We start from the raw sequence: 20,251 nt of genomic DNA, 5'->3' as shown, positions 1-20,251 counted from the left end.
GCTATTCGACTAAATCGTCGCTTAAGTAATGAGATTTTAAATACATAAACGCGTCAAATAGCGCTTTTTCTTTAAGCGGTTTAACCAACACATAATCGGCACCCGCTGCAAGAAATTCTCGCTTAGTGTCGAGCATACCATCGGCGGTACAGGCAAATACTGGCACTTCTGATTGCAGCTCTTCTTTTATAATTCGTGTTGCTTCAACGCCACCAAGATTTGGCAACTGATTGTCCATCAGTACGAGGTCATATTGGTGTTTTTGGACGCTTTCAATCGACTGGATTCCATCTTGGACCCAAGTCACCTCCATGCCATATTTCTCACAGAATGCTTTGGCAATAAATGCATTGGTGTGATTGTCTTCCACCAGCAAAACGCTAAGCTGCCTGTCGAACAGTTCATCAGGGTTAACATCATTGGCGGTATTGGGTTGAGAACCGTGACAATCGACGACATCTACTGGTATCACCACCTCAAAGCGAGAGCCACGGCCCAGCTCACTGTGAACGTCGATCGTACCACCAAGCAAGTCAACCAAACTATTCACTATCGTCAATCCGAGGCCGCTTCCTCCATATTCGCGCGTGGTTGTTGATTCAGCCTGAACAAATGGCTCAAAGATCGTGTCCGTTTTATTCTTTGATATTCCGATACCACTATCTTCTACTACTACGCTTAACTGGCTCTGTTTATCGGCGGTCTTTAAAGAAACCAACACATTAACAAAGCCTTGGTGAGTGAACTTCACCGCGTTACTTACCAAATTGAACAAGATTTGGTTGAGACGAACCTGATCGCTGTTGAGGATAATGTCTGGTTCAAAGTCTGTTTGAACCGACAAGGAGACCCCCTTTTCGTCACAAAGTGGAGAGAATATTTTTTCGACCGCTTGGTTCGTTTCAATTAAACGAAATTCAGTGTGTTGAATATTGAACTTACCTTGCTCTATTTTAGAAAAATCGAGAATATCGTTCAGTACCGCCAATAGGTGCTCGCCACTATTGCAAAGTATGTCCACGTGTTCTTTCTGTTCAGGCTCATTCAACCCACGTTTAAGTAACTGGGAGACACCTAAAATACCATTAAGCGGTGTGCGAAGTTCATGGCTCATCTTAGCCAAGAAATCAGCCCTAACGCGAGCCGATTCTTCCGCTTCTAATCGAGCAGTCTCACTTTGCTGTTCAGCGAGGATAAGTGACGTGATGTCTTGTCCCTGAGCCAGAATGTGCTGTGTTTGATGTTCAACTCTAATTGGCGACAAATTCCATCGAAAGACTTTGTCATTTAAAGGAATATTGAGGCCAGTCAGCGTCGCACCACGTGCAGCCATCATGACTTGAGGAAGTAGCTTTTCAACCAATTGATGGAAAGTTGGGTCCTCAACTTTACTTGCGTTGAAGTATTTTTGAGCCGCAGGGTTCATTTTGATCACTCGCCCTTCACGATTCCACACAAGAATTGGTGAAAGAGAGAAATTAAACAGATCTTCAAATTGCTTTTCTTGTTCAGTCAAGCGCTTAAAGGACAACTCTAATGCTTGACCAATTTGGTCGAACTCTTCGATCTTGCTGCCATTAAACGGCTCAATATAACGCCTTTCAACCGTATCTGAAGTGTACTGCATTAACGAGCCTAACTCTTGGGTGACTCTACGTTGAATCCAATATCGGGTGGTCACAGCAACAACACTCATGAGAGCCAAAAGCGTCAATATCCAAAAATAGTGGTGTCGCTTGAACTGTAGAATAGAGTCGTTATTTTGCACGGTGTAAACAGACAGATACGTCGGCACACCATTAATACGTATTTCAGTTTCTCCGACTAAGTATGCAGACGTATTATCGTGCTCTGCAAACTGATTGATGACATCGAGCTGTGTATAATCATCTTTCTTCGATAGCGTTGATGCAATGACTTGAGAACCCACTAGCATCAATACATTTTCGGAGTTACTGCCCCTTTTTAATGCTTCAATCAAACCAAAGTTGTTGTTAAGTACAACACCGATATGTAGTGTCGCCATCACTTCACCACTCGCACTATCCACTATCGGAGTCTTGCGTGCCAAAATATAGCGAGCTCCTAGAGAAGACGGTACCTGAGTTATGTGCCAGTTACTGCTCAATGTCATATCTTGGCTCAGCTGCGCTAAAGACGACGTTTCCATCCCATAGAACTGGTAACTAGCGTCATCCCAAATTAACCGATTATTGATGGTGATGTAACGAAAGTCCGGTGTGTAATCCGGTTCCGTTTCATCAACACTATCGAAGAACTGACTGATTTCCCCCTGAAGACTGGCGCGTATTGCTTTGACCAAGGTGTCATTCCTGCTGTAACTGTCTTGCTGAATCTGTAAAGACGTGAGCTTAAAGTTGACGATCCCTTGAGCCAAGCTGGAGGTCTGTTTGGTTGTCCGTTTGATTTCTTCTGAAATAAGCTGTGAACTAACCTGATAGTTTTGAAACAAAACTATCAGTGTTAATGCCGCGATCACCACAAACACCGATCTTGAAATCAGTGTCGCTAGGTTTCTCGTTTTAGGCCTTAACTTTTCGCTCAAAAATCTCACTGGTCTGAATACCTAAATGCTCTCTTTTTCAATCCGTCTATTTTCTCCTGACTGTCTTCTGCAGTCACAAGTTCAAAGTCACCTGAATATACCTGCGGTACAGGCTTGCCTTCCAAATCCCATTTGATGGCTTCAGCCATTGCAATGCCAGTGTCATCGTTCATGCGCATTACAGTCACATTAAGTTCGTTGTTCTTAATTGCTTCAAGCTCGGCACTGCCGCCGCCCCAACCATTCAATACGATATCAGTACGGTTGAGTTCTTTTAGAGCATCTGCTGCGCCCAAAGCCACATCAGTTGAACACGCATAAATGAACGATACATCAGGCTGCTTTTCAATCGCATTCAATGCGGCCTGATAGCCACTTTCTCGAGTCGCCTTGGTGTAAAACGACGACTTCAGTTGGTATTTATCATGATGAGTCATTTCTTCAATAAAGGTATTGCCACGCGCGTCACTCACGTAACCTTCCGAGAAGTATAAAACGGAGTAATCCCCACCTTCTGGGAACTTTTCTCTGTAGTAATCTTCCAGCACTCGCGTACCCGTTGCGTGGTCAAAACCAACATACATAAAAGGTTGGCGGTCTTCCCAAGCTCTGAGTGGCGTGGTGATATTCTGCAAAATCAATTTTGTGTTATTCGCAGCAAGAACATGTTCTACGAACTTACGGTGACGAGTCGTATCAAGCGTGAAGATTAAGTAATCAGACTTGTTTTTCACCGCCTCCATTAACGACAAGCTCTGTTGACGAACATCGACATTTGGGCGAGTAAATACTTGGTTAATTTGATATTGAACACCAAGCTTTTCCAGCCGAGTTTCAAATGCCTGGATATTCCGAACCCAATAATCGGAAATTTGCTGACCAGGATAAACCACTGAAATATGAACAGGCTCTGACTGCTCTTGGCTGAGTATGATAGGGCGCTCGCGCACCGTCGATGCTAAAGACTGAGTCAATTCAGCCTGCTGTGGATAAGCATCAAGGAAATCTTGATAGCTCCAGTAGTCGGTTAAAGCCTGAGCCGATTGTGCCGAGTTAGCGAGTGTGCAACATGTGAGCAGTGATATTTTTATAAAATTATTCATTCCTGCCTTCTTGAAAAATAGCCAATTATACGTTGTGAGCCTATCTTATCCGCTTAATACCGTAGGTCATAGTGATTGGAACAAAATTATTTTATTCCAACCACTTACGCTCAGTTAATGAACAATTGTCATTAAAATGTAAAGGCCAAATTAGCCGATGCACCGAATTGATTATCTCCCGCATAACTCCCAGCAAGATCAAAGCTTACGAGATCTCCGGGACTGATCCCAACACCAAAAGTGACGGAATCGTCTAGTGTATCTTCCATTTCAATTTCATAACCAATACGTGCTTGTGCCCAGCCCCATGCGTTGACTTCTCCGCCAAAACGTAAGAACTGCGTATCATCATTAACGCCACTAAATCGTTTTTGTTTGGTCAGGTCCCAGTCAGTAGTCAGTACAAATAGGTTATGTACATAGGCGCCTGACAAGGTAACTTGTGTATCTAAGTGGTATGTACTTACGCCACTGACATCCAATGTGTCGATTTCCTGTGAGAACAAATCTCTTACCACTACCCCCGCCCGGTAGTTGTTGTATAACCACACGGCCCCGAGGTCCATGTTAAACGCATTCTTAGATGTTTCACTTTGGTCATAATCGCTGATGTCAAAATCTTCGATAGAGATGTCTTGCTTATAAGTCCGCATCTGTTGGAATTTGGGCGTAATACCAAACGACACATCCTGACCTCCAAGCTTCATTCTTTTTGCGAGGGCTAGGCCGAGTTCGGTATATCCGAATGCAATAAGATCTACTGAAGATGTTTCATAGCGTGTTTCTACCGCGGAAGGGGTATCTCCCGTATTCTCGGATATTTCTGGGCTAGCGATAACTTCGGCATAACCACGAACAAAGAAGTTACTTGAAACAACATCGAATGGAATCGCCACAGCTGCCGCTGCACCACCAGAAATAGCCAGCGGCTTGTCATCTTCAAGATCGTCCAGATAACCGTTCATCCGCGAAATGAGTTCCGGAGACGGCGTATTAGTGTTTTCGAATTCGTTGATCGAATCTTGAAGGGAGTCAATAGTATCTAGAGATTCATCGGTATCGCGAGCATTGATGCCAAGTGAAGGAAACAGTATCCCTATATTGTCCCTATCCCGGTACACCGCGACAAGTGCAGGATTGTAGAAAGGAGCTAACAGGTAATCTGCTGTTGTGACACCGGTATTACCCATACCGTTACCACGCGCATCGGAGACAGCGGTCGCACCCTGTGCAGCCATCGTCACCAAAGAAGCCCCTACCACCACTGATAATTTTGTTAGTTGTTTCATTTCCTTACCAACCTTTTTTATGTTCCCATAAACAAGGTTAATACATACTTTGAATCACCACATAAAAATTAATCAATTAGCTTCAACGACCTGCGTCAAGGACAGCTCACCACTAACCAAGGCTTCCTTAGTCTGTTTTGGTAATCGCTTTAAATACAGCTCTAACTTCGTCGCATCACTTCGGGTCGTTCCAGCACTTTCACTCCAAACTAGAGTGAGTGGTGATTTTCCTTTTAACGCTTTTGCGCCTTTACCTTGGCAATGCTGAGAAAAGCGACGCTCTACGTCGGTTGTGATACCGCAGTAGAGCGCGTTGTTCGGCATTCGTACGAAGTAAGCATACCACTCACAAATACCTGTATTGGAGGACATATTAGCTGGTGAGGTCATTGACTAGGCTGCGAAGTTCAGCCAGTTCTTGTTTAAGAACAGCGACTTCACTCTCCAGTTCATCAAGTCTCGTATTCGAAGCGGCTGGTGCAGCAGGTGCGGCATATTGTGCCAATGCTTCAATGTCTACTTCACCACTGAATAAGTGCTGGTATCTCGACTCTCGTTTTCCCGCTTCCCTTGGGAGTTTAACCACCAGCGCTCCAGACTCACGTGAAGCCATCGCATCGAGCACAGATTCCACTTCTTTTACATCACCAAACTGGCACAAGCGGTTAGTTCGAGTACGAAGCTCCCCTGGCGTTTGAGGGCCTCGTAACAGCATGCAACAAACAATGCCTTTCTCTTGTTCACTCAGTTTCAAATCACCAAACTCAGTGTTGCAGAAACGGTGTTGGTATTTACTTGCACGACTATTGAAGCCACTTTCATCGCTCACCAAACGCTTAGCAATCAAACCTTCCAGTGCATCCTGTACTTCTGCATCCGAAAGCGCCATAACAGGCTCTCGATTACTTTTTTGATTGCAGGCTGTTGTGAGGCCATTTAACGTCAAGGGATAGTAATCAGGTGTGGTTACTTCTTTTTCGATTAAGCAGCCAATGATACGTGCTTCAATCGCTGTCAACTCAATAGTCATGTTCATATCCTTTTCTATTCCGCTTCTCTCACAGGGCTTAATGCTCTGCCAAGAGTGATACCTTTTTCATGTTACCGTGTTCATCAATCATGAAGACTTTCGCACGGCTTAATTCCACTTCAACGACTTCCAATTGCTTGCTCTCACTTTGGTAAGCTAACCGTAGGCGCTCATTAACCAAAGGGGCAACTTTCTCATTCTCTATTGGTGGAAGAATGATCTCTGATTCTTGCATAGTACGTGGTACAAACTTCTCTAACTGCAAGCATAATATATTGATAAAAGTGAAGATGACAAACGGATTTAGCCCAGTTGATGATTAAATCGTCAAGATACCGTTTGGATTGATCTTAAGACTGTTCTGGACTCTATTGTTATGCTTTAATCGTTGACAGTTAATAAATCTAGGGAAAAGGAACCTATGAGTAGTGTATTTGAAATCGTGAACCAAGCACGTCGTAAAAACAAACTGAAGCGTGAACTTCTAGATAACGAAAAGAAAGTTCGTGACAACCGCAAGCGTGTTGATCTACTTGAGAACCTACTAGACTACATCAAGTCTGATATGAGCCACGACGAGATCGTTGCTATCATCAAAAACATGAAAGCGGATTACGAAGACCGTGTCGATGACCACATCATCAAGAGTGCTGAAATCTCTAAAGCACGTCGCGACATCAGCCGTCGTATTCGCGAGCTAACAGAAGAAGACAAACAGACTCAAGGTAAGAAATAACCCTTTGCGTTTGTGATGCGGTAAGACTGGTCCTATAGCACCTTACCACTTGAATGAAAAAAGCCCGAACTCATTGAGTTTCGGGCTTTTTTGTTTTTGTGCTATGTCAAAGGAGCTATTTCATAGCATCTCTTTTGCGACAAGCTGAAGCAGGAATGTTTCTCGCTCGATGCTCATACCTTTCTTGTCGCTCTCAGCAATGGTTTTTTCATTGTGGGCAATCGCGTCGTGGATATTAATCCAAACCGGTTTCATCCCGTTTTTGATCTCGTAATCTTCGTAGTTGGTCTCGCCAAGTTCTCGATTGATTTTGCAGGTGTAGCAATACGAAATCATGTGGATGACATCTGCGTCATCTTTATACCACGGACGAAACTCTTCAAAAATGCCAAATGGCTTTATGCTGTGGATGTTTTGCGCGCCCGTTTCTTCTTCCAGCTCTCTAACCATTCCTGCTATCACGTCTTCACCGTCATCAAGGCCACCACCTGGGATTGAATAGTCGTGATAACGTTCGGTGTACAACATCAAGATATCTTCTCCATCGACAACGATAGCGCGAGCTGCATTTCGTTTATAAACCGTTTGGTTATCGAGGTGTTCAATATCAGGGTGAACCGTGGTTTTTAAATGTCTCATACCAAAAGCAAATTGATTAATTTGTCGCGATTCTAGCACAAGAGAGTTCGTCACGTGCAAAAACGGCGACCTTATAGGCCGCCGTGTTACTGAGCTTGGTTCTCAGTATGAAGGTGTGAACTCTTATTTGGATTCAACGTTGTGGGTATACAAATGAACATCGCGTTGTGGGAACGGAATAGTGATCCCTTCGGAATCTAGGCGTTTCTTCACTTTCTCTGTGACATCCCAATACACATCCCAGTAGTCATCAGTTTGTACCCAAGGCCTTACAACAAAATCTACCGAAGAATTCATTTAATGTATGCAGTTTGACCATTGGCTCAGGGTCTTTTAGTACTCGTGGGTCAGCAAGCAAGATCTCCATGAAGATGGCTTTAGCTTTATCGATATCATCAGCGTAACCAATGCCAAACACCATATCGACGCGGCGGATAGTCTCTGCTGTGATGTTGTTGATCACATCACCCCAAATCTTATTGTTTGGAATAACTAAGCGTTGGTTATCAATTGTTTGTACCGTGGTCGATACTAGGCTCATGTTCTTAACGGTACCTTGAATTCCCGCCACTTTGACCATATCACCAACATCATAAGGGCGATAAATTAGAATCATAAGTCCAGATGCAAAGTTCGAAAGAGTATCTTGCAATGCAAAACCGATGATCACACCCGCGACACCGAAACCTGTCAATAGTGGACCGAGCTCAATGCCGACTTGCGATAAGGCTACCAGTAAGCCGACAAAGACAACTGCTTTTGATGCGATCGATACGAAGAACTCTTGCATTAGGACGCTAAAGTCCATTTTCGAGTGCTTCACGCTACGACCAACGGCACTCGAAACTACTTTGGACAATTTACGAGTCAAGTACAAAATAGCTAAGAATAGCGTTAGCTTAACCACCATTGACGGAGTGTTTTCGAATGCCCATTCTTTAAATGACATCAGCCAACCTTCGAGTAGGCCATAAGCAACACTAATGTCTAACACGTCCGCATTGATATCACCGGTTAAGGTCAGTAGTAACTGCTTGTATTCAGTAACGTCTTGCCCCATCGCCTCCATGAGTGCGATACCTGATTCGAAACTCACGACCATCATAGCGATACGCTCGTTGTATCGAACCATATCTTCTGTCAGATTCGCTTTTTCCGCTTCACTAACATAAGTAAGACGCGATTCAGTTTCTTTCTTTTGGGTGTCTAGGTACAAAGTCGCATTGGCTAAGTACTCCACCCTACGCTTCAGCTTTTGCTTAAATTCATCTCGAACACTAGAAACATCGATTGAGCGCTGCTCAGCCATTTTGAGCGTGGTTTCAAGCTGGTCATAGTATGTGTCCATCACTGCAATTCTGCGCTGGATCCTAAACTCAATCTTCGCTTTGTCTTCGTCAGCAGCCGCTCGTGAGGCCTTTGCTAGCTTCGAAATTGCCGATTCACTTAAATCCAATAAACCCTGCAGTAAATCAATTTGGGCGAGCAGTACTGGCTTGGCTTTTTCGTCTGACGCGCCACTACTTAATTGTTCTGTGATTCTATCTCTTAGGCGCTCGTTTTTACGCCTAAGTACATCCTCGAGAAAAGCCTGCTCACTTTCGTGAGCTTGTTTTAGTGTCTCTAGATCCGCACTAAGTGCAGATTGAGTATCCAAGATTGGTTGTGCATACGCGATATTGGCTACGGACACCAACATGCTGAGAAACAGTATTTTAAATACCATCATTACACGATTCATGAGTTCACCTTAGGTTGATTCATTGCAACATTAGGTTGTTATCACTAACAACATTACTGTTCATTGGGCGACACCGAACGGTTCGCTGAATATAAAGAATTAAGCCGCTCAGCTAATAGTAGTCGAGCATTTATAAACATGTTCTCAGTGACTTATCACTTCCATCAATTTAAACCGACTTGAGGTCACGTTTTGATTATGTCGATAGGATTGAGATCAGTATCTCGGTTATTCCTCGGATTGTTTAATTAACACCCGACACCGATGACACCCCTGTTTAAAAGATACACATAGTTTATTTCATGGTTCAAACACAGACTTACCACTTTACGCCGGATCCACTTTAGCTGACGTTATGATGACCAAGCTTCATATCAACCTGTTTTTATTTTCACTTAATTTTTCCTACCGACATCAAGTGAAAAACAAACTGGCGCTAAATGGTAAGTACGAGAATTATCGCTCGGATATAGTTCACCCCATCAAGGCAGAGCGTCTGGAACGGATTCTTCATTCAGTTATAAGAAGATAGCAATGACTTATTCCGATTTTAAACACAGTGATCTGCATAAATGCCTTAGTACCGCAGGTGAACTTCTGTTCATGGTAGGCAAATATACGCTGAAGATTTTTGCTGGTATTACGAAGTTCATATTTTGGTTAGCAGCCAAAGCGTACTACTACGTAATGAAGTAATAGCAGCATCTAAAGCTCCTTGAATTCACCATTTCTACGTAAACGACAGAATTAGTTATTGGCGTAAAGTGGTAAAACAATCGAATTTAAAAACGGGATACTACGCTCGTTTTAACACAACAACATATTAAACACAGGTATCGAAATGAAAAAATTAGCACTTAAAGTAGTAGGATTAACAGTTTTAGCGTCAGCACTAACTGGTTGTATCGGTAGCAATGCCGTAACAGGGAAAGTAATGAAATTTAACGTTGAAGTTGTTGATAACCGCTATGCTCGTGCTGGAGTAAACTTCCTTTTGGCACCTGTTTACGGTATCACAACTGCGGCTGATTACGTGGTGTTTAACTCTCTAGAATTCTGGACAGGTAAAAACCCAATTTCAGGTGCTCCACACATCTTTGATAGTAAAGTTGATACCCAATTCAAAGTAAACGATGAGCTGGATCCAAGCTTAAAAGACGCTCCGATTGATCCTTTGTCAAACAACCGTACTATCGAAAGCGGTGAAATGATCAAAATTGATGACAACACTGTTCAAATGGACATTGTTTACAACAACGGTGACAAAGCAACACTAACAGGCATCAAAGATGGCGAGAACGTTAGCTACTACATCGACGGTGAGCTTGTATCGCAAACAACAATCGCTGAGCTAGAAGCACTTCAAAACAGCTAAGATTGACAGACAAAACTAAAATAAAGTGCATTAAATAAGTTGGTTAACCAAGGCTTCGCTTCTAAACCAGTAAATGCAACAGGGAATACTTCTAATATCAACAAATACAGTGTTGCCCAAGCTAACCCTAATAAGAGGTAGATACACAACGAGCCAATGATATGGTTGGTGGTAACCGTTTTAGTTTGCATCACTTGCTTAAGCGCAGAATAGATATGCGACAACAAGAAGGCTAACAGCGCCGACAAGGTCACGATAGAAAGATCATAGTCTTCAAAGAATGAGAAAATGCCCGAGACGGAAGCCGTCACGAGCAGTACTCCATACCAAGAACGATAAATCGCTTTTCCTCGATTGATACCCGCAATGGAAGCCGCAAGCGTAACAATGATCAGCCCCAACACTGTTTTTTGGCCTTCCGGAAAAAACTGCTGCATTACCGCACAGCCAAAAAACAAGATAAGAAGTGCGAAAAACAAAAAATAGAAATTATCGTCCTTCGAAATAGGCTTCATTATTTAGCCTCTTGCGGGTGACTTTCTAGCCAAGCAACCATTAGCTGATAAGTTAAACTAAGCACAACCGCACCTACGAATAAGCCTACAATACCCGACATCGCCATACCACCTAGTGCCCCAAGCAGAATCACAAGCATTGGGATGTCTGAACCACGACTTAACAAAATTGGCTTAAGGATAGCGTCACTGCCGCTTACGATGATACACCATACAAGGAAAAGGCCTGCAGCCAGTGTCGATTCAACGCTGAACATGTAAATAATTGCAGGAAGAAGCGCTACGATTGGTGGCAGTTGAATGATAGCAACAAGTAAAACAGCAAGCGCCCATACCGCAGCCATAGGTACGCCAGCAACCACAAGGCCAATTGCCGACAAAGTCGACTGAATCACAGCAACGCCGATTACGCCTTGAACAACGCTTCGCACTGTCGACTTAGATAACTCAACAAGTTCTTCACCTCGCCCATCCGTTAAACGCGTCACAAGCATCGTCATGCCCGCTTGGCATTTATCTGCATTGCTCATGAATGCACCCGCAATGATGGTAGAAATAATGAATTGAAGAAAGCCACCGCCAACAGAACCAATTATAGAAGCCGCTTTACCTGCAAACTGTTTGATCTCTTCTGCGTATTTCACAAAAGCCCCTTCAATATTCGAAGAAGCAAATAGCATGAAGCTATACAGTTTCTCACCAATTAATGGTAGATCTTGAATAGAAGCTTTTGGCTTAGGTAACGTCAGAGTGCCCTCTTGTACTCCGGTTACTAGCTCCGATGCACTGGTATAGATACCAGAAGACAATGCGACCAAAGGAATCAACAGCAGCAACACCCCGATAAAGCTTAACAATGCACTCGCTTTACCTTTCGAGAGTCCAGTTCTTTTGTGAATGGACAGCGCCACTGGATAAAGTGCAGTAGCAATGATTGCCCCCCACACCACCAGCATTAGAAATGGTCGAAGTATTGAAAAACACCAATAAACCAAAATCGCCACAACAGCAATTTTAATTGCTGCATCTATAGCATTACGAGAAAACTCGTGATCTATCTTCATAAGACACCCTTTTAAATTAACGCTAGTTCTGTAAGAACTTCCAATTTCTCGTCTCTAAAAACAAACTAGCTAAAATCATATACACCCCAATCATGACTAACTGGAATATACGAATAAACGTACTGCTATCTATATCACCTGAACTCATTAACGTACTACCCACTAATACCAACAACGTACTAAAGGCAGTAGCAAATATCGGCGCTTTCTCTGGAATGGTATAAATTTTCCTTGCCATGATGATTGCAATGAGTCCGATAAAGCACGAATAGAACACAATGCTCGGCACAATTGCTAAAATTGAAAAGGAAATAATTGCTAATAAACCACCAATACCATTACTAATAATAAGGAATGCGCTCAACTTGACCGACTTTTCGGCGGTTATCATCAAAGACAACAATGCAATAAACATCATTGTGAGCAGCGCTTCTGATATTTGGAAAATAAAGAAAAAGCACACGACTGGGAAGGAAATAATCATGGCTCGAAATGCAGCGTGCCATCGCTGCTGTCTGTTGATAGGTGGCTTAGCAAAGCCAGCAAATTCACCTTTTGGTTCAGGAAAATAAATATGAACTAACGCAAAAATACCTACCGCTACCACCCCTGAAGCCGATAGCCCGCTTGCCAGCAACACCGACACACCCGGTGTAGCAATTGCCATGAATGGCAGCATCAAAACAGAAATCAATAGTATCGTAGCGAACAAGTTCCACTTAGGATCGGTAAACAAGTAGTATCCCCAAAGCATCATCAGCCCTACGACTGTTAATAACGGCAGCGGATACTGAGTGATCCCTCTAGATAGCAGTAACCCGAGCGCCATGGTTGCCAGTAATGCAAGTAACAACTCGTAAATGGTTTCCTTATGCAGCCTCGGCTTATCTATCAAAAATTTTGCCGTAAATACTGGAGCGACAAAAGCAAGCGGCCAATTGATCCAAGCAGCTAGGAAAACCGAGAGCGTTACTCCCACCATAAAGCGAATGATGCGAGTCTGTATTTGCTGGTCTGGTATGAGCTTATCGGACATAAGAAAGCAAGCTAATGAAGCGAATCCAAACTTTACCAATTGCGTTAAAGATAAAGTTGTCACCACTATAGACAATCACATCCGCTTGGCCGCCCACTCTCAGCATGCCTCTCACCTCTTCTCTATCAAAATCGATAGAAATCGGTAGCATTTGAGTTTGACGTAGCCAACCTGTCTGTTGGCTTGCTTGAGCCAGTTTACCAGCTTGATCATTCTGGCCCCAATCAACCCCCCAGTCGATGCTTGTTACTCTACCTTGCACCACTTTTCCAGGAACAAAATCAAGCGCAATTTCTACTTTGTCACCCACCTTAATATTACCTAGGCTGTTTTCTCGAAAATACGCTTCAACCCAAATATCTTCGGTAGACACGAACGTCATCAAAGGCTGGCCAGCTGACGCATAAAAGCCTTCCGATAGACTAAAGTTCGATACCCCGCCCTGAGTTGGAGCTTTAACAACTGTGCGTTCAAGATTTAGCTGAGCTTGCTCTAATGCGAGTAACGCCGCTTTCACTTGACTGTTCTCTTCACCATCTTTACCCAGTTGCTGTTTCGCGCGTTCTAAATCAGCTTCAGCATTCACAACCGCTGCTCGCGCAGTCGCTAAAGACGCTCTCGCTTCGTCAGCATCCGATTTAGATACCACACCCTTTTCTACCAAGGCTAAAATACGATTGGTTTGCAGTTCTGCATTTTGCTTTTCAACCAAAGCAGACGTTAAACGCGCTTGAGCCGATGCAATATTGGCAGTTTGAGCACCGACATTTTGCCCCGCTATTTCTAAGTTTTGCTCGGCTTGTTGAACAGCAATGATGTAATCAGATTGGTCGAGAATAGCGAGCTCGTCACCTTCCTCAACCAATTGATTTGGTTTGACTTTGATATCCAGTACCTTACCCGAAACCTGAGGCTTAATCGGGACAATGTAACCCTGAACACGAGCACTATCGGTGATAGGAATAATTCGGTCAGCCACCACACTAAAAAGCAACATAAAAGCAACAAAAAACAACAGATAGTTAGTCACTTTCCTTACTTTGTCTTTCTTGTTGGCTTCTTCTTTTGGCTGCGGCTCATTTTGTTGAACGTCGTCCTTAACTTCAGACATACAGCTCCCTTCTTGTAGATTAAACTTAATAAAATTAATACGTTAAGAATATACCCATCGACTTAAAACACAAGAAAATTGACTACTTTTTTGTACGTCATGTTATAATTTTGCGACTGTACTTTTATTGCCGAAAATCTAGCCTTTGGAGCGTGCGAACACATGAGCTCAGACTCTTTCCAAGTCCCTGTTATACAAACTAATTACGCAAAGATATTGGTTGAGATCTTTTCTGAATACGGATTTGACGTACATAAGTTATTGAATGAATCTGGGCTTCCTGCTGATCTGTTTCAGTCCAACAGCGATTTTGTGCCCTCTGACTCGATAAAACGACTCATTTACTTAACATCTTCTCAACTCAAAATTTCAAACTTCGTCGAGTTACTTAGGCTAGCGCTACAACAACGTATTATTCCGCATATACTTCATCAGTTTGCTGAATACGACACAATTGGTGCAGCACTGAAAGATGTCAATCGCATCTTCGTCAATGACACCCCCAGTAGTAGAGTTCATTTCAGGCAAGAGCATGGAATGAGTTGGTTTTGCGTTGACTCACCGCATAAAGAAGGCCTCTACCCTGAATGGACTAAGCTTTTCCCGATAGTCTACATCCAAGAGCTCATGAAGTTGCTTACCAATTCCGACTGGCAATTCGAAAGTGTAAAACTACAAAATACGGATATTGATATTATTCAATCTGCGTTACCAAAAAGCTGCCAAGTGTTTGTCGGCCACGAATATACTGCGGTACTGATCCCACAATCGTTACTAGACAAAGAGATCCATCTACCTAAAAGCGCTTTGAGCCCAAAACCCGCCATTGTTGAATGGCACACCAGTTTTACTGACAGTGTGTTTGAAGTGCTTAAACCGTATGTAAAAGAACGAAACCTAACCATTGAAGATGCTGCCGAGCTGCTGAATTTTTCAGTGCGTACGCTGCAACGAAAACTCAAAAATGAGCAAAGTTCATTCAGAAAAATCAAAGAAAATCTGATGTTCTCAGTGGCTTGCGAATTAATGGAAGAGGGCCATTCGCTGACCTATATTTCTAGCCAGCTCGGCTACAATAACATTTCACATTTTTCGCGTGCCTTTAAACGAGTGTCAGGTTTAACGCCAAGGCTTTATCAGAAGTCCATCACCTAAAAAAGCAGAGCTTATTGCTCTGCTTTCTAGTGAAATTAGCTCTTTGCCTAGAGTGCCTAACTGTTTTTCTAGATAATGATTCTCGCTCTTAGGCCTACAACCCAAGTGCTGTCTTCACTAGAAAATGCGGGATCGGAGATATACTGTAAATCGGGCGTCAATTGAACAAAGTCATTAAGCTCAATGTTGTAGTAAAGTTCAGCCGTAAATTGCTTCGACTCTCCCACTGCATACGCAGATTCTAAATTGTCATTCACGTTACTCCAGTTCACTGCAAATCCTAGATTGTTCTTCTCACCAGCTAATCCAAAGTACCCAAAACCAAGCGTAAGCGAGCGGTCATATAAGGCAACATCCCCTTCCGATATCCCACCACGAACGAACGGCATTAGATGGGGTGTTGCAAAGTAACTGGCTGAAAAATTGATACCCCGCCCACTTTCTTCACTAGTTAGGTTGTGCTGTGTACCTCCATCTAGGTGCCATGCTGTAATATGGATATTGTCCGTGTAGATCTGATCTTGAGATGCCGTCCAGCCGAGCTCAAAGGTAGTAAACAGTTTATGGTCATTAAAAAGCGTCTCGAAGCCATCAAGTGGTTTATCGGAGTTTCCTTTCCCATCAGCCACACCGGCAACAACATAGAAGTTTTGAGTGAGCATGTGTCCTGCCGCTACGCCCAAAATACCATCATCAGGTAAGCCAACTGCCCCAGCCCCTGTGCTAAACGCTAGGTTAGTAAATCCTGTCCAAGGGCTAGCCAAAGTATAGACATCTACATAATCGGTGGTATCCAAGTAACCCACCATGATGGTGCCTCTACCATCACTGATTTTTTGTTTCCAATATAGATTTGTTAGTCGACTGCCTTGGTTGCTATAAGCTGGAGCTATCATACCCGCATATCCTAAACCATTGCCGATAAATGCAAGATCTTTAGGAGCGAGTTCCGTATACGAATGGCGATGCTCCAATTTCCAAACCACCCCACCACGATTCGCTCCATTAAGCCCGACAAGTTCCCATGAACCATAGAACCGCGCTACACCGCTAGAGGCAGTATTATCGCCCCCAGACGTCGGAGCGGAAGCTGAAAGAGCAAGCGCTTGGTAGTCGAAACCAAACGTTAAGTGATGCTTAGCTGCTAAGTGTTCTCGCCAACTTTTCTTTTTACGTTCGTTTTCTCTAATGGCGTTGTCGACTGAATCTGGACTACCAAAATTAGCTTCAGCAAAAACAGAAGGTGTTAACAGCAAACAACAGACACTTGCGATTGCAGCAGTAAATTTCATGATGACCCTTTTGATAGAAACCTATAAGAGTAGGGATAAAGGCATTAAAGGGAACGAGCTGAATCGCGTGAGGAACAATCGCGATAAACAACGTGTCACTTACCTCCACTCTTGACTGTGATGGGCATTCTAGAGGCTCGAGCATGCTGAAATATACATTTTGCGCCAGTCAACACATCCCTGCTAACCTATTAAGCATGAATGGTTTGGTTTCACTACGATAACATCGAATAAAACTCAAATAGCAAATAGTTAAGCTTTTGATTTAATGTAGATATTTACAGGGAACAACGTGAGGAATGTATGCGATTACCCACTATAGACAAACGTATTGTGCTGTCTTATCTAAAACAGCTGAAATTGTGTTGCGGCTCTTACGATCAGTTAGTTGACAAGGCAGGCATGCCGTTTTCGCTCGAAACCACACCCGCCCTACATGTTCCCTTTTTACCTTTCAGTAAGCTACTTCACTTAGCCAAGTTAGAGATGCAGGGGGCAGACTTTACCCAATACTTAATACACTCTGTGAATACTGTACCTCGTGAAGCCATAAACCTTGGTGACCTCTATGGGCGCCTTCCGCTAAGCCACTTACAGTTAAGCAAAACGGAAAGCAGTATGTCACTGCAAGCACAGCTTATTACATCTGTTGAATTAAGCGTAGAATCCGAACTTAGCCTGATCACTTTACTTCATGCTAGTTTCAACGCTCATGTAAGAACTACGTTAGAACCGATTAGCTATCATTTGCAATCAACAAGCTCACAAGAGCTAGACCAACTCAAGATTAGAAACGACATCCCACAATATATGGGAGCAAAGGCGACAACAATCGAGTACTCCGTGTATGCAGATACTGAATTACCGCCAATAACGGAATCAGAACAGTCGTTCACTGAATCTGTACGGCAGTCACTCGCACCCTACATTGGAAGACAAGATATATCGCTGGAGAACTTAGCTGAGATTTCCGGAATGTCCCGCCGCACAACTCAAAGGTATTTACAGTCAGACGGCTCTACATTTAGGGGAATTAAAGAACAGCTGAATATTGAATTTGCCAAGCGGGTTTTGGTAGACAGAAATGTTAGTATCGCCGATGTCGCTATCCACCTTGGCTACTCTGATTCAGCGCAGTTTATACGAGCATTCAAAAGAGTCACCAAATCTCCTCCCAAACAGTGGCTAAAAGAGCAACTTCGTTAGAAACTCAACTTATCGATTTCACAGGCGTTTTAGGCAATTTATCTTGCATAAATGTTGCCAAATCTATGGCCATCCATAGCTCTTCTACATCCTGAACTCTAAAGTAAACAATCATAATAAGCTCTTAGTTTTGGAATAGAAGCGTATGATAAACAGCAGCTCCCCACCCTGCTTACCAAATAGCGCCACTAAGCTATTTGAATTGCGCCCAGGAGTATAAAAGCAAATTCGAAATAGTGTTCGCGATCTACTAGGGTAAGATCATGTTAGTAAAAGGAATTTACATGAGCAACGTAGAAAAGGTATACGGGTTCAACACACCTCAAAGGTTATTTGTTGGATATACATTGGCTATTCTGGTCGACTTAACCGTTCTCAATTTTTTTGATGAGTACTGGGAATACGTAACGATCGACTCTTTTACCATTTCATTTGCTGCAGCGATATTGCTTCAGTTACTCCTCAAACTCTCAATAGGGTTAGAACACAAACTTGCCAACTACTTCAAAACGAAACCGGGAACTGGTGCAAAAGTGATGAGAGGGATCTCTACGTACATCATCTTGGTTGGCTCCAAATTTGTGATGCTAGAAGCCATCAACCTTATGTTTGGTGATAAGGTCCAGTTTACCGGCCCACTCAACGGCGTTGTGGCTTTTTTTGCGGTGGTGTTTGTCATTCTAATCTCGGAAATAACAGTATCTCGAATCTATTTTGCATTAGAAGACCGGAAAGAAGACAAAGTATGCGAATAAAAAAAGCCCCATGATGCAAGCATCATGGGGCAAGATCCGGCTGTAAAATACAGAATCGAACAAACTCTTAATTCGAAACTGCGTATGTTCAGGTACCGCTACCACTACAGCCAATACAGGTTCCCCCAGGGCATGGGGGCTCTCTCCTAAGTGGTGGAACAAACCGAGGCGAATTATGCAGTCTTTTGCTCGATACGACTTACCAATTTACGCCACAACATAATCTATTTGATAATTAAGTTATTAATCCAATCTCGAACATTTCCCTGCCTCTACTAATTCCCTTCAAATAAATCTCGTACTTTGATTCGCTTCCAAACATCACAAATTTCACGCAATAAATGTCACTTCTGCCTTATATTTTGTGCATCACCACACAACAACATAAGAAACCAAGCGCATATAAACTTATTAATTATCATGGATACTACAACTACTAGGCATCAACGCAAAAGCTATTGATGCTTCTATAAAATAATAAGGAATATCAGATGGCTAGTATCAAACTCACTCAAGATACAGTATTAAAGCACTTTGAAAAACGGACCCCAGAAGTACCTATAAACTCCGATAATTGGATATCAGTCGCTCAGAACAATCACCTTGAGCGCGGTGGCAATGGGAATCCTAAAGTCGCTAATACCAATACACTTCTATTTGTTAACGTTGAAGTATGGGAAAGCATCTGTGATGGCAGTTATTTTGGGGAGGTTCATGATCAAATTGGATCCGGCCAAATCGCACTCACGATTGATTCCCAAGATTTAGACCGGATCATTACTACTATACGAGACAATGGCGATTATTCAGTTGTTTACGACAGTATCAACGAAGCTTCATGTCCAAGTGCCACATTCCTATGCGGCTCGACACCGATTTTAGTTGGTGGTGAACAACAGTATGAAATCGTCCACTTTGAAGGACTGGGAAACTAATTAATCACGTATTGATAAGGGAAGAACAATGGGAAAAATTAGAGAGCTTATAACAGGTGCTGACGAATCAGACAAAATCGTACAAGAGCAGAATGCCCACCTCGACACACTCGCAGAATTGGCAGACGTGAAAGCGGAACTATTTACCGAAACGATCGCGCAAAAGCTAATTAATGCAGGGCAAGGAACAGATAAAACTATTCCTATAACGCAAGTTCAGGACTCTATCACAGAAACTCATGCCTATCTCTCATCCAACGCTGATAAGATTTCGGGCGCGGTAACAGATGCTGTACAAGGTTTCGTTCAAGGTGGTAAAGAGAATATTACCAACGGTGTATGTAAGTTAATCACTACCGCGATCTCGGCTTTGTTTGGGGAATCTGAAGCAGATGATACTAAGTTTGAGAAGTACTACATTACGCTTGAAGGGGTTTCTCTGATTCGACTCGATATCATGGGTTGGAAAAGAGCAGTTAAAGGAACCTCTCTCACGACCAAGGTTGAGCAAGTTAGTGCGTTTGTATTGACGAAGTCTACAGTAGATATTGCGAAAACAGACAAGAATACATTCTTAGACTTATATCAATCCGCTATTCTTGCTGAAACCCCAGATGCGACAATGGCCGACGTTATTAAAGAAGCCAACGATTTGTACAAGGCGCTCACAGCATAAGCCAAAAAACAAAAAAGAGCCGCATCA

The 20,251-nt window shown here is 43.0% G+C and carries 19 protein-coding genes and 2 pseudogenes; 8 read left to right on the top strand and 13 right to left on the bottom strand.

The genetic code is table 11. From position 1 onward, the window contains the following. Position 1: 1 nt before the first annotated feature. The 6 genes from luxQ to ACXABW_RS16005 form a co-directional block, all read right to left on the bottom strand. A complete protein-coding gene (gene luxQ / locus ACXABW_RS16030) occupies positions 2-2,575 on the bottom strand; it encodes a quorum-sensing autoinducer 2 sensor kinase/phosphatase LuxQ (protein ID WP_457526140.1) in 2,574 nt (857 codons plus the stop codon). Continuing rightward, entirely contained in the window at positions 2,572-3,669 is a 1,098-nt protein-coding gene (locus ACXABW_RS16025) for an autoinducer 2-binding periplasmic protein LuxP (protein WP_457526138.1), read from the bottom strand. The genes luxQ and ACXABW_RS16025 overlap by 4 nt, the downstream gene beginning before the upstream one ends. Before the next feature lie 131 nt (positions 3,670-3,800). Then, the gene (traF, locus tag ACXABW_RS16020; RefSeq protein WP_457526136.1) at positions 3,801-4,958 is read right to left on the bottom strand and encodes a conjugal transfer protein TraF; all 1,158 of its coding nucleotides are present in this window, start codon (positions 4,956-4,958) and stop codon (positions 3,801-3,803) included. Between the two features lie 72 nt (positions 4,959-5,030). Next, positions 5,031-5,348, bottom strand: coding sequence for a GIY-YIG nuclease family protein (locus ACXABW_RS16015; protein ID WP_286036695.1), 318 nt, complete (start codon positions 5,346-5,348; stop codon positions 5,031-5,033). After that, positions 5,332-5,988, bottom strand: a complete 657-nt coding sequence (locus ACXABW_RS16010) for a YceH family protein (RefSeq protein ID WP_457526133.1) — start codon at positions 5,986-5,988, stop codon at positions 5,332-5,334. Before ACXABW_RS16010 ends, ACXABW_RS16015 begins: the two co-directional genes overlap by 17 nt. A gap of 37 nt (positions 5,989-6,025) precedes the next feature. Next, positions 6,026-6,223, bottom strand: coding sequence for a hypothetical protein (locus tag ACXABW_RS16005; protein ID WP_252033873.1), 198 nt, complete (start codon positions 6,221-6,223; stop codon positions 6,026-6,028). A gap of 153 nt (positions 6,224-6,376) precedes the next feature. Between ACXABW_RS16005 and ACXABW_RS16000 the strand changes: the two genes are divergently transcribed. Continuing rightward, positions 6,377-6,724, top strand: coding sequence for a DUF496 family protein (locus tag ACXABW_RS16000; RefSeq protein ID WP_265689047.1), 348 nt, complete (start codon positions 6,377-6,379; stop codon positions 6,722-6,724). Positions 6,725-6,844: 120 nt separating this feature from the next. Here ACXABW_RS16000 and ACXABW_RS15995 read toward each other — a convergent pair whose 3' ends face one another. Together ACXABW_RS15995 and ACXABW_RS15990 are read right to left on the bottom strand one after the other, a co-directional pair. After that, on the bottom strand, positions 6,845-7,363 hold the full coding sequence (locus ACXABW_RS15995; protein WP_252033871.1) for an NUDIX hydrolase: 519 nt from the start codon (positions 7,361-7,363) through the stop codon (positions 6,845-6,847). A gap of 123 nt (positions 7,364-7,486) precedes the next feature. Continuing rightward, positions 7,487-9,104, bottom strand: a pseudogene (locus tag ACXABW_RS15990) (mechanosensitive ion channel domain-containing protein). Between the two features lie 534 nt (positions 9,105-9,638). On the opposite strand from ACXABW_RS15990, the gene ACXABW_RS15985 reads away from it, so the two are divergent. Together ACXABW_RS15985 and ACXABW_RS15980 are read left to right on the top strand one after the other, a co-directional pair. Further along, positions 9,639-9,800, top strand: a complete 162-nt coding sequence (locus ACXABW_RS15985; RefSeq protein WP_252033869.1) for a hypothetical protein — start codon at positions 9,639-9,641, stop codon at positions 9,798-9,800. 145 nt (positions 9,801-9,945) lie between these two features. Then, a complete protein-coding gene (locus ACXABW_RS15980) occupies positions 9,946-10,479 on the top strand; it encodes a DUF3332 domain-containing protein (RefSeq protein WP_457526130.1) in 534 nt (177 codons plus the stop codon). An 8-nt stretch (positions 10,480-10,487) separates the two neighbouring features. Here ACXABW_RS15980 and ACXABW_RS15975 read toward each other — a convergent pair. The 4 genes and pseudogenes from ACXABW_RS15975 to ACXABW_RS15960 form a co-directional block, all read right to left on the bottom strand. Next, a pseudogene (locus tag ACXABW_RS15975) lies at positions 10,488-10,994 on the bottom strand (potassium channel family protein); the annotation flags it as partial. Further along, positions 10,994-12,058, bottom strand: a complete 1,065-nt coding sequence (locus ACXABW_RS15970; protein WP_252033863.1) for an AI-2E family transporter — start codon at positions 12,056-12,058, stop codon at positions 10,994-10,996. The pseudogene ACXABW_RS15975 and the gene ACXABW_RS15970, both read right to left, overlap by 1 nt. Before the next feature lie 22 nt (positions 12,059-12,080). Continuing rightward, a complete protein-coding gene (locus ACXABW_RS15965; RefSeq protein WP_457526128.1) occupies positions 12,081-13,094 on the bottom strand; it encodes a DUF2955 domain-containing protein in 1,014 nt (337 codons plus the stop codon). Beyond that, a complete protein-coding gene (locus ACXABW_RS15960; RefSeq protein ID WP_457526126.1) occupies positions 13,084-14,205 on the bottom strand; it encodes an HlyD family secretion protein in 1,122 nt (373 codons plus the stop codon). Before ACXABW_RS15960 ends, ACXABW_RS15965 begins: the two co-directional genes overlap by 11 nt. A 162-nt stretch (positions 14,206-14,367) precedes the next feature. Between ACXABW_RS15960 and ACXABW_RS15955 the strand changes: the two genes are divergently transcribed. Then, positions 14,368-15,360: a helix-turn-helix domain-containing protein gene (locus ACXABW_RS15955; RefSeq protein ID WP_457526124.1), complete on the top strand. Its 993-nt coding sequence runs from the start codon at positions 14,368-14,370 to the stop codon at positions 15,358-15,360. A gap of 68 nt (positions 15,361-15,428) precedes the next feature. Here the strand turns inward: ACXABW_RS15955 and ACXABW_RS15950 are convergent, their stop codons facing one another. Continuing rightward, the gene (locus ACXABW_RS15950; protein ID WP_457526122.1) at positions 15,429-16,652 is read right to left on the bottom strand and encodes a carbohydrate porin; all 1,224 of its coding nucleotides are present in this window, start codon (positions 16,650-16,652) and stop codon (positions 15,429-15,431) included. A gap of 303 nt (positions 16,653-16,955) precedes the next feature. On the opposite strand from ACXABW_RS15950, the gene ACXABW_RS15945 reads away from it, so the two are divergent. The 4 genes from ACXABW_RS15945 (at position 16,956) to ACXABW_RS15930 (ending at position 20,224) form a co-directional block, all read left to right on the top strand. Continuing rightward, on the top strand, positions 16,956-17,858 hold the full coding sequence (locus ACXABW_RS15945) for a helix-turn-helix transcriptional regulator (protein ID WP_457526120.1): 903 nt from the start codon (positions 16,956-16,958) through the stop codon (positions 17,856-17,858). A 284-nt stretch (positions 17,859-18,142) separates the two neighbouring features. Then, positions 18,143-18,613, top strand: a complete 471-nt coding sequence (locus ACXABW_RS15940; protein ID WP_457526118.1) for a hypothetical protein — start codon at positions 18,143-18,145, stop codon at positions 18,611-18,613. A 491-nt stretch (positions 18,614-19,104) separates the two neighbouring features. Beyond that, on the top strand, positions 19,105-19,548 hold the full coding sequence (locus ACXABW_RS15935) for a hypothetical protein (protein WP_457526116.1): 444 nt from the start codon (positions 19,105-19,107) through the stop codon (positions 19,546-19,548). 28 nt (positions 19,549-19,576) lie between these two features. Beyond that, positions 19,577-20,224, top strand: coding sequence for a hypothetical protein (locus tag ACXABW_RS15930; protein ID WP_457526114.1), 648 nt, complete (start codon positions 19,577-19,579; stop codon positions 20,222-20,224). Positions 20,225-20,251: the final 27 nt, after the last annotated feature.

Source organism: Vibrio paucivorans, assembly GCF_054053395.1.
The sequence above is the reverse complement of the archived record's forward strand: the minus strand, read 5'-3'. Positions and strand labels throughout refer to the sequence as shown.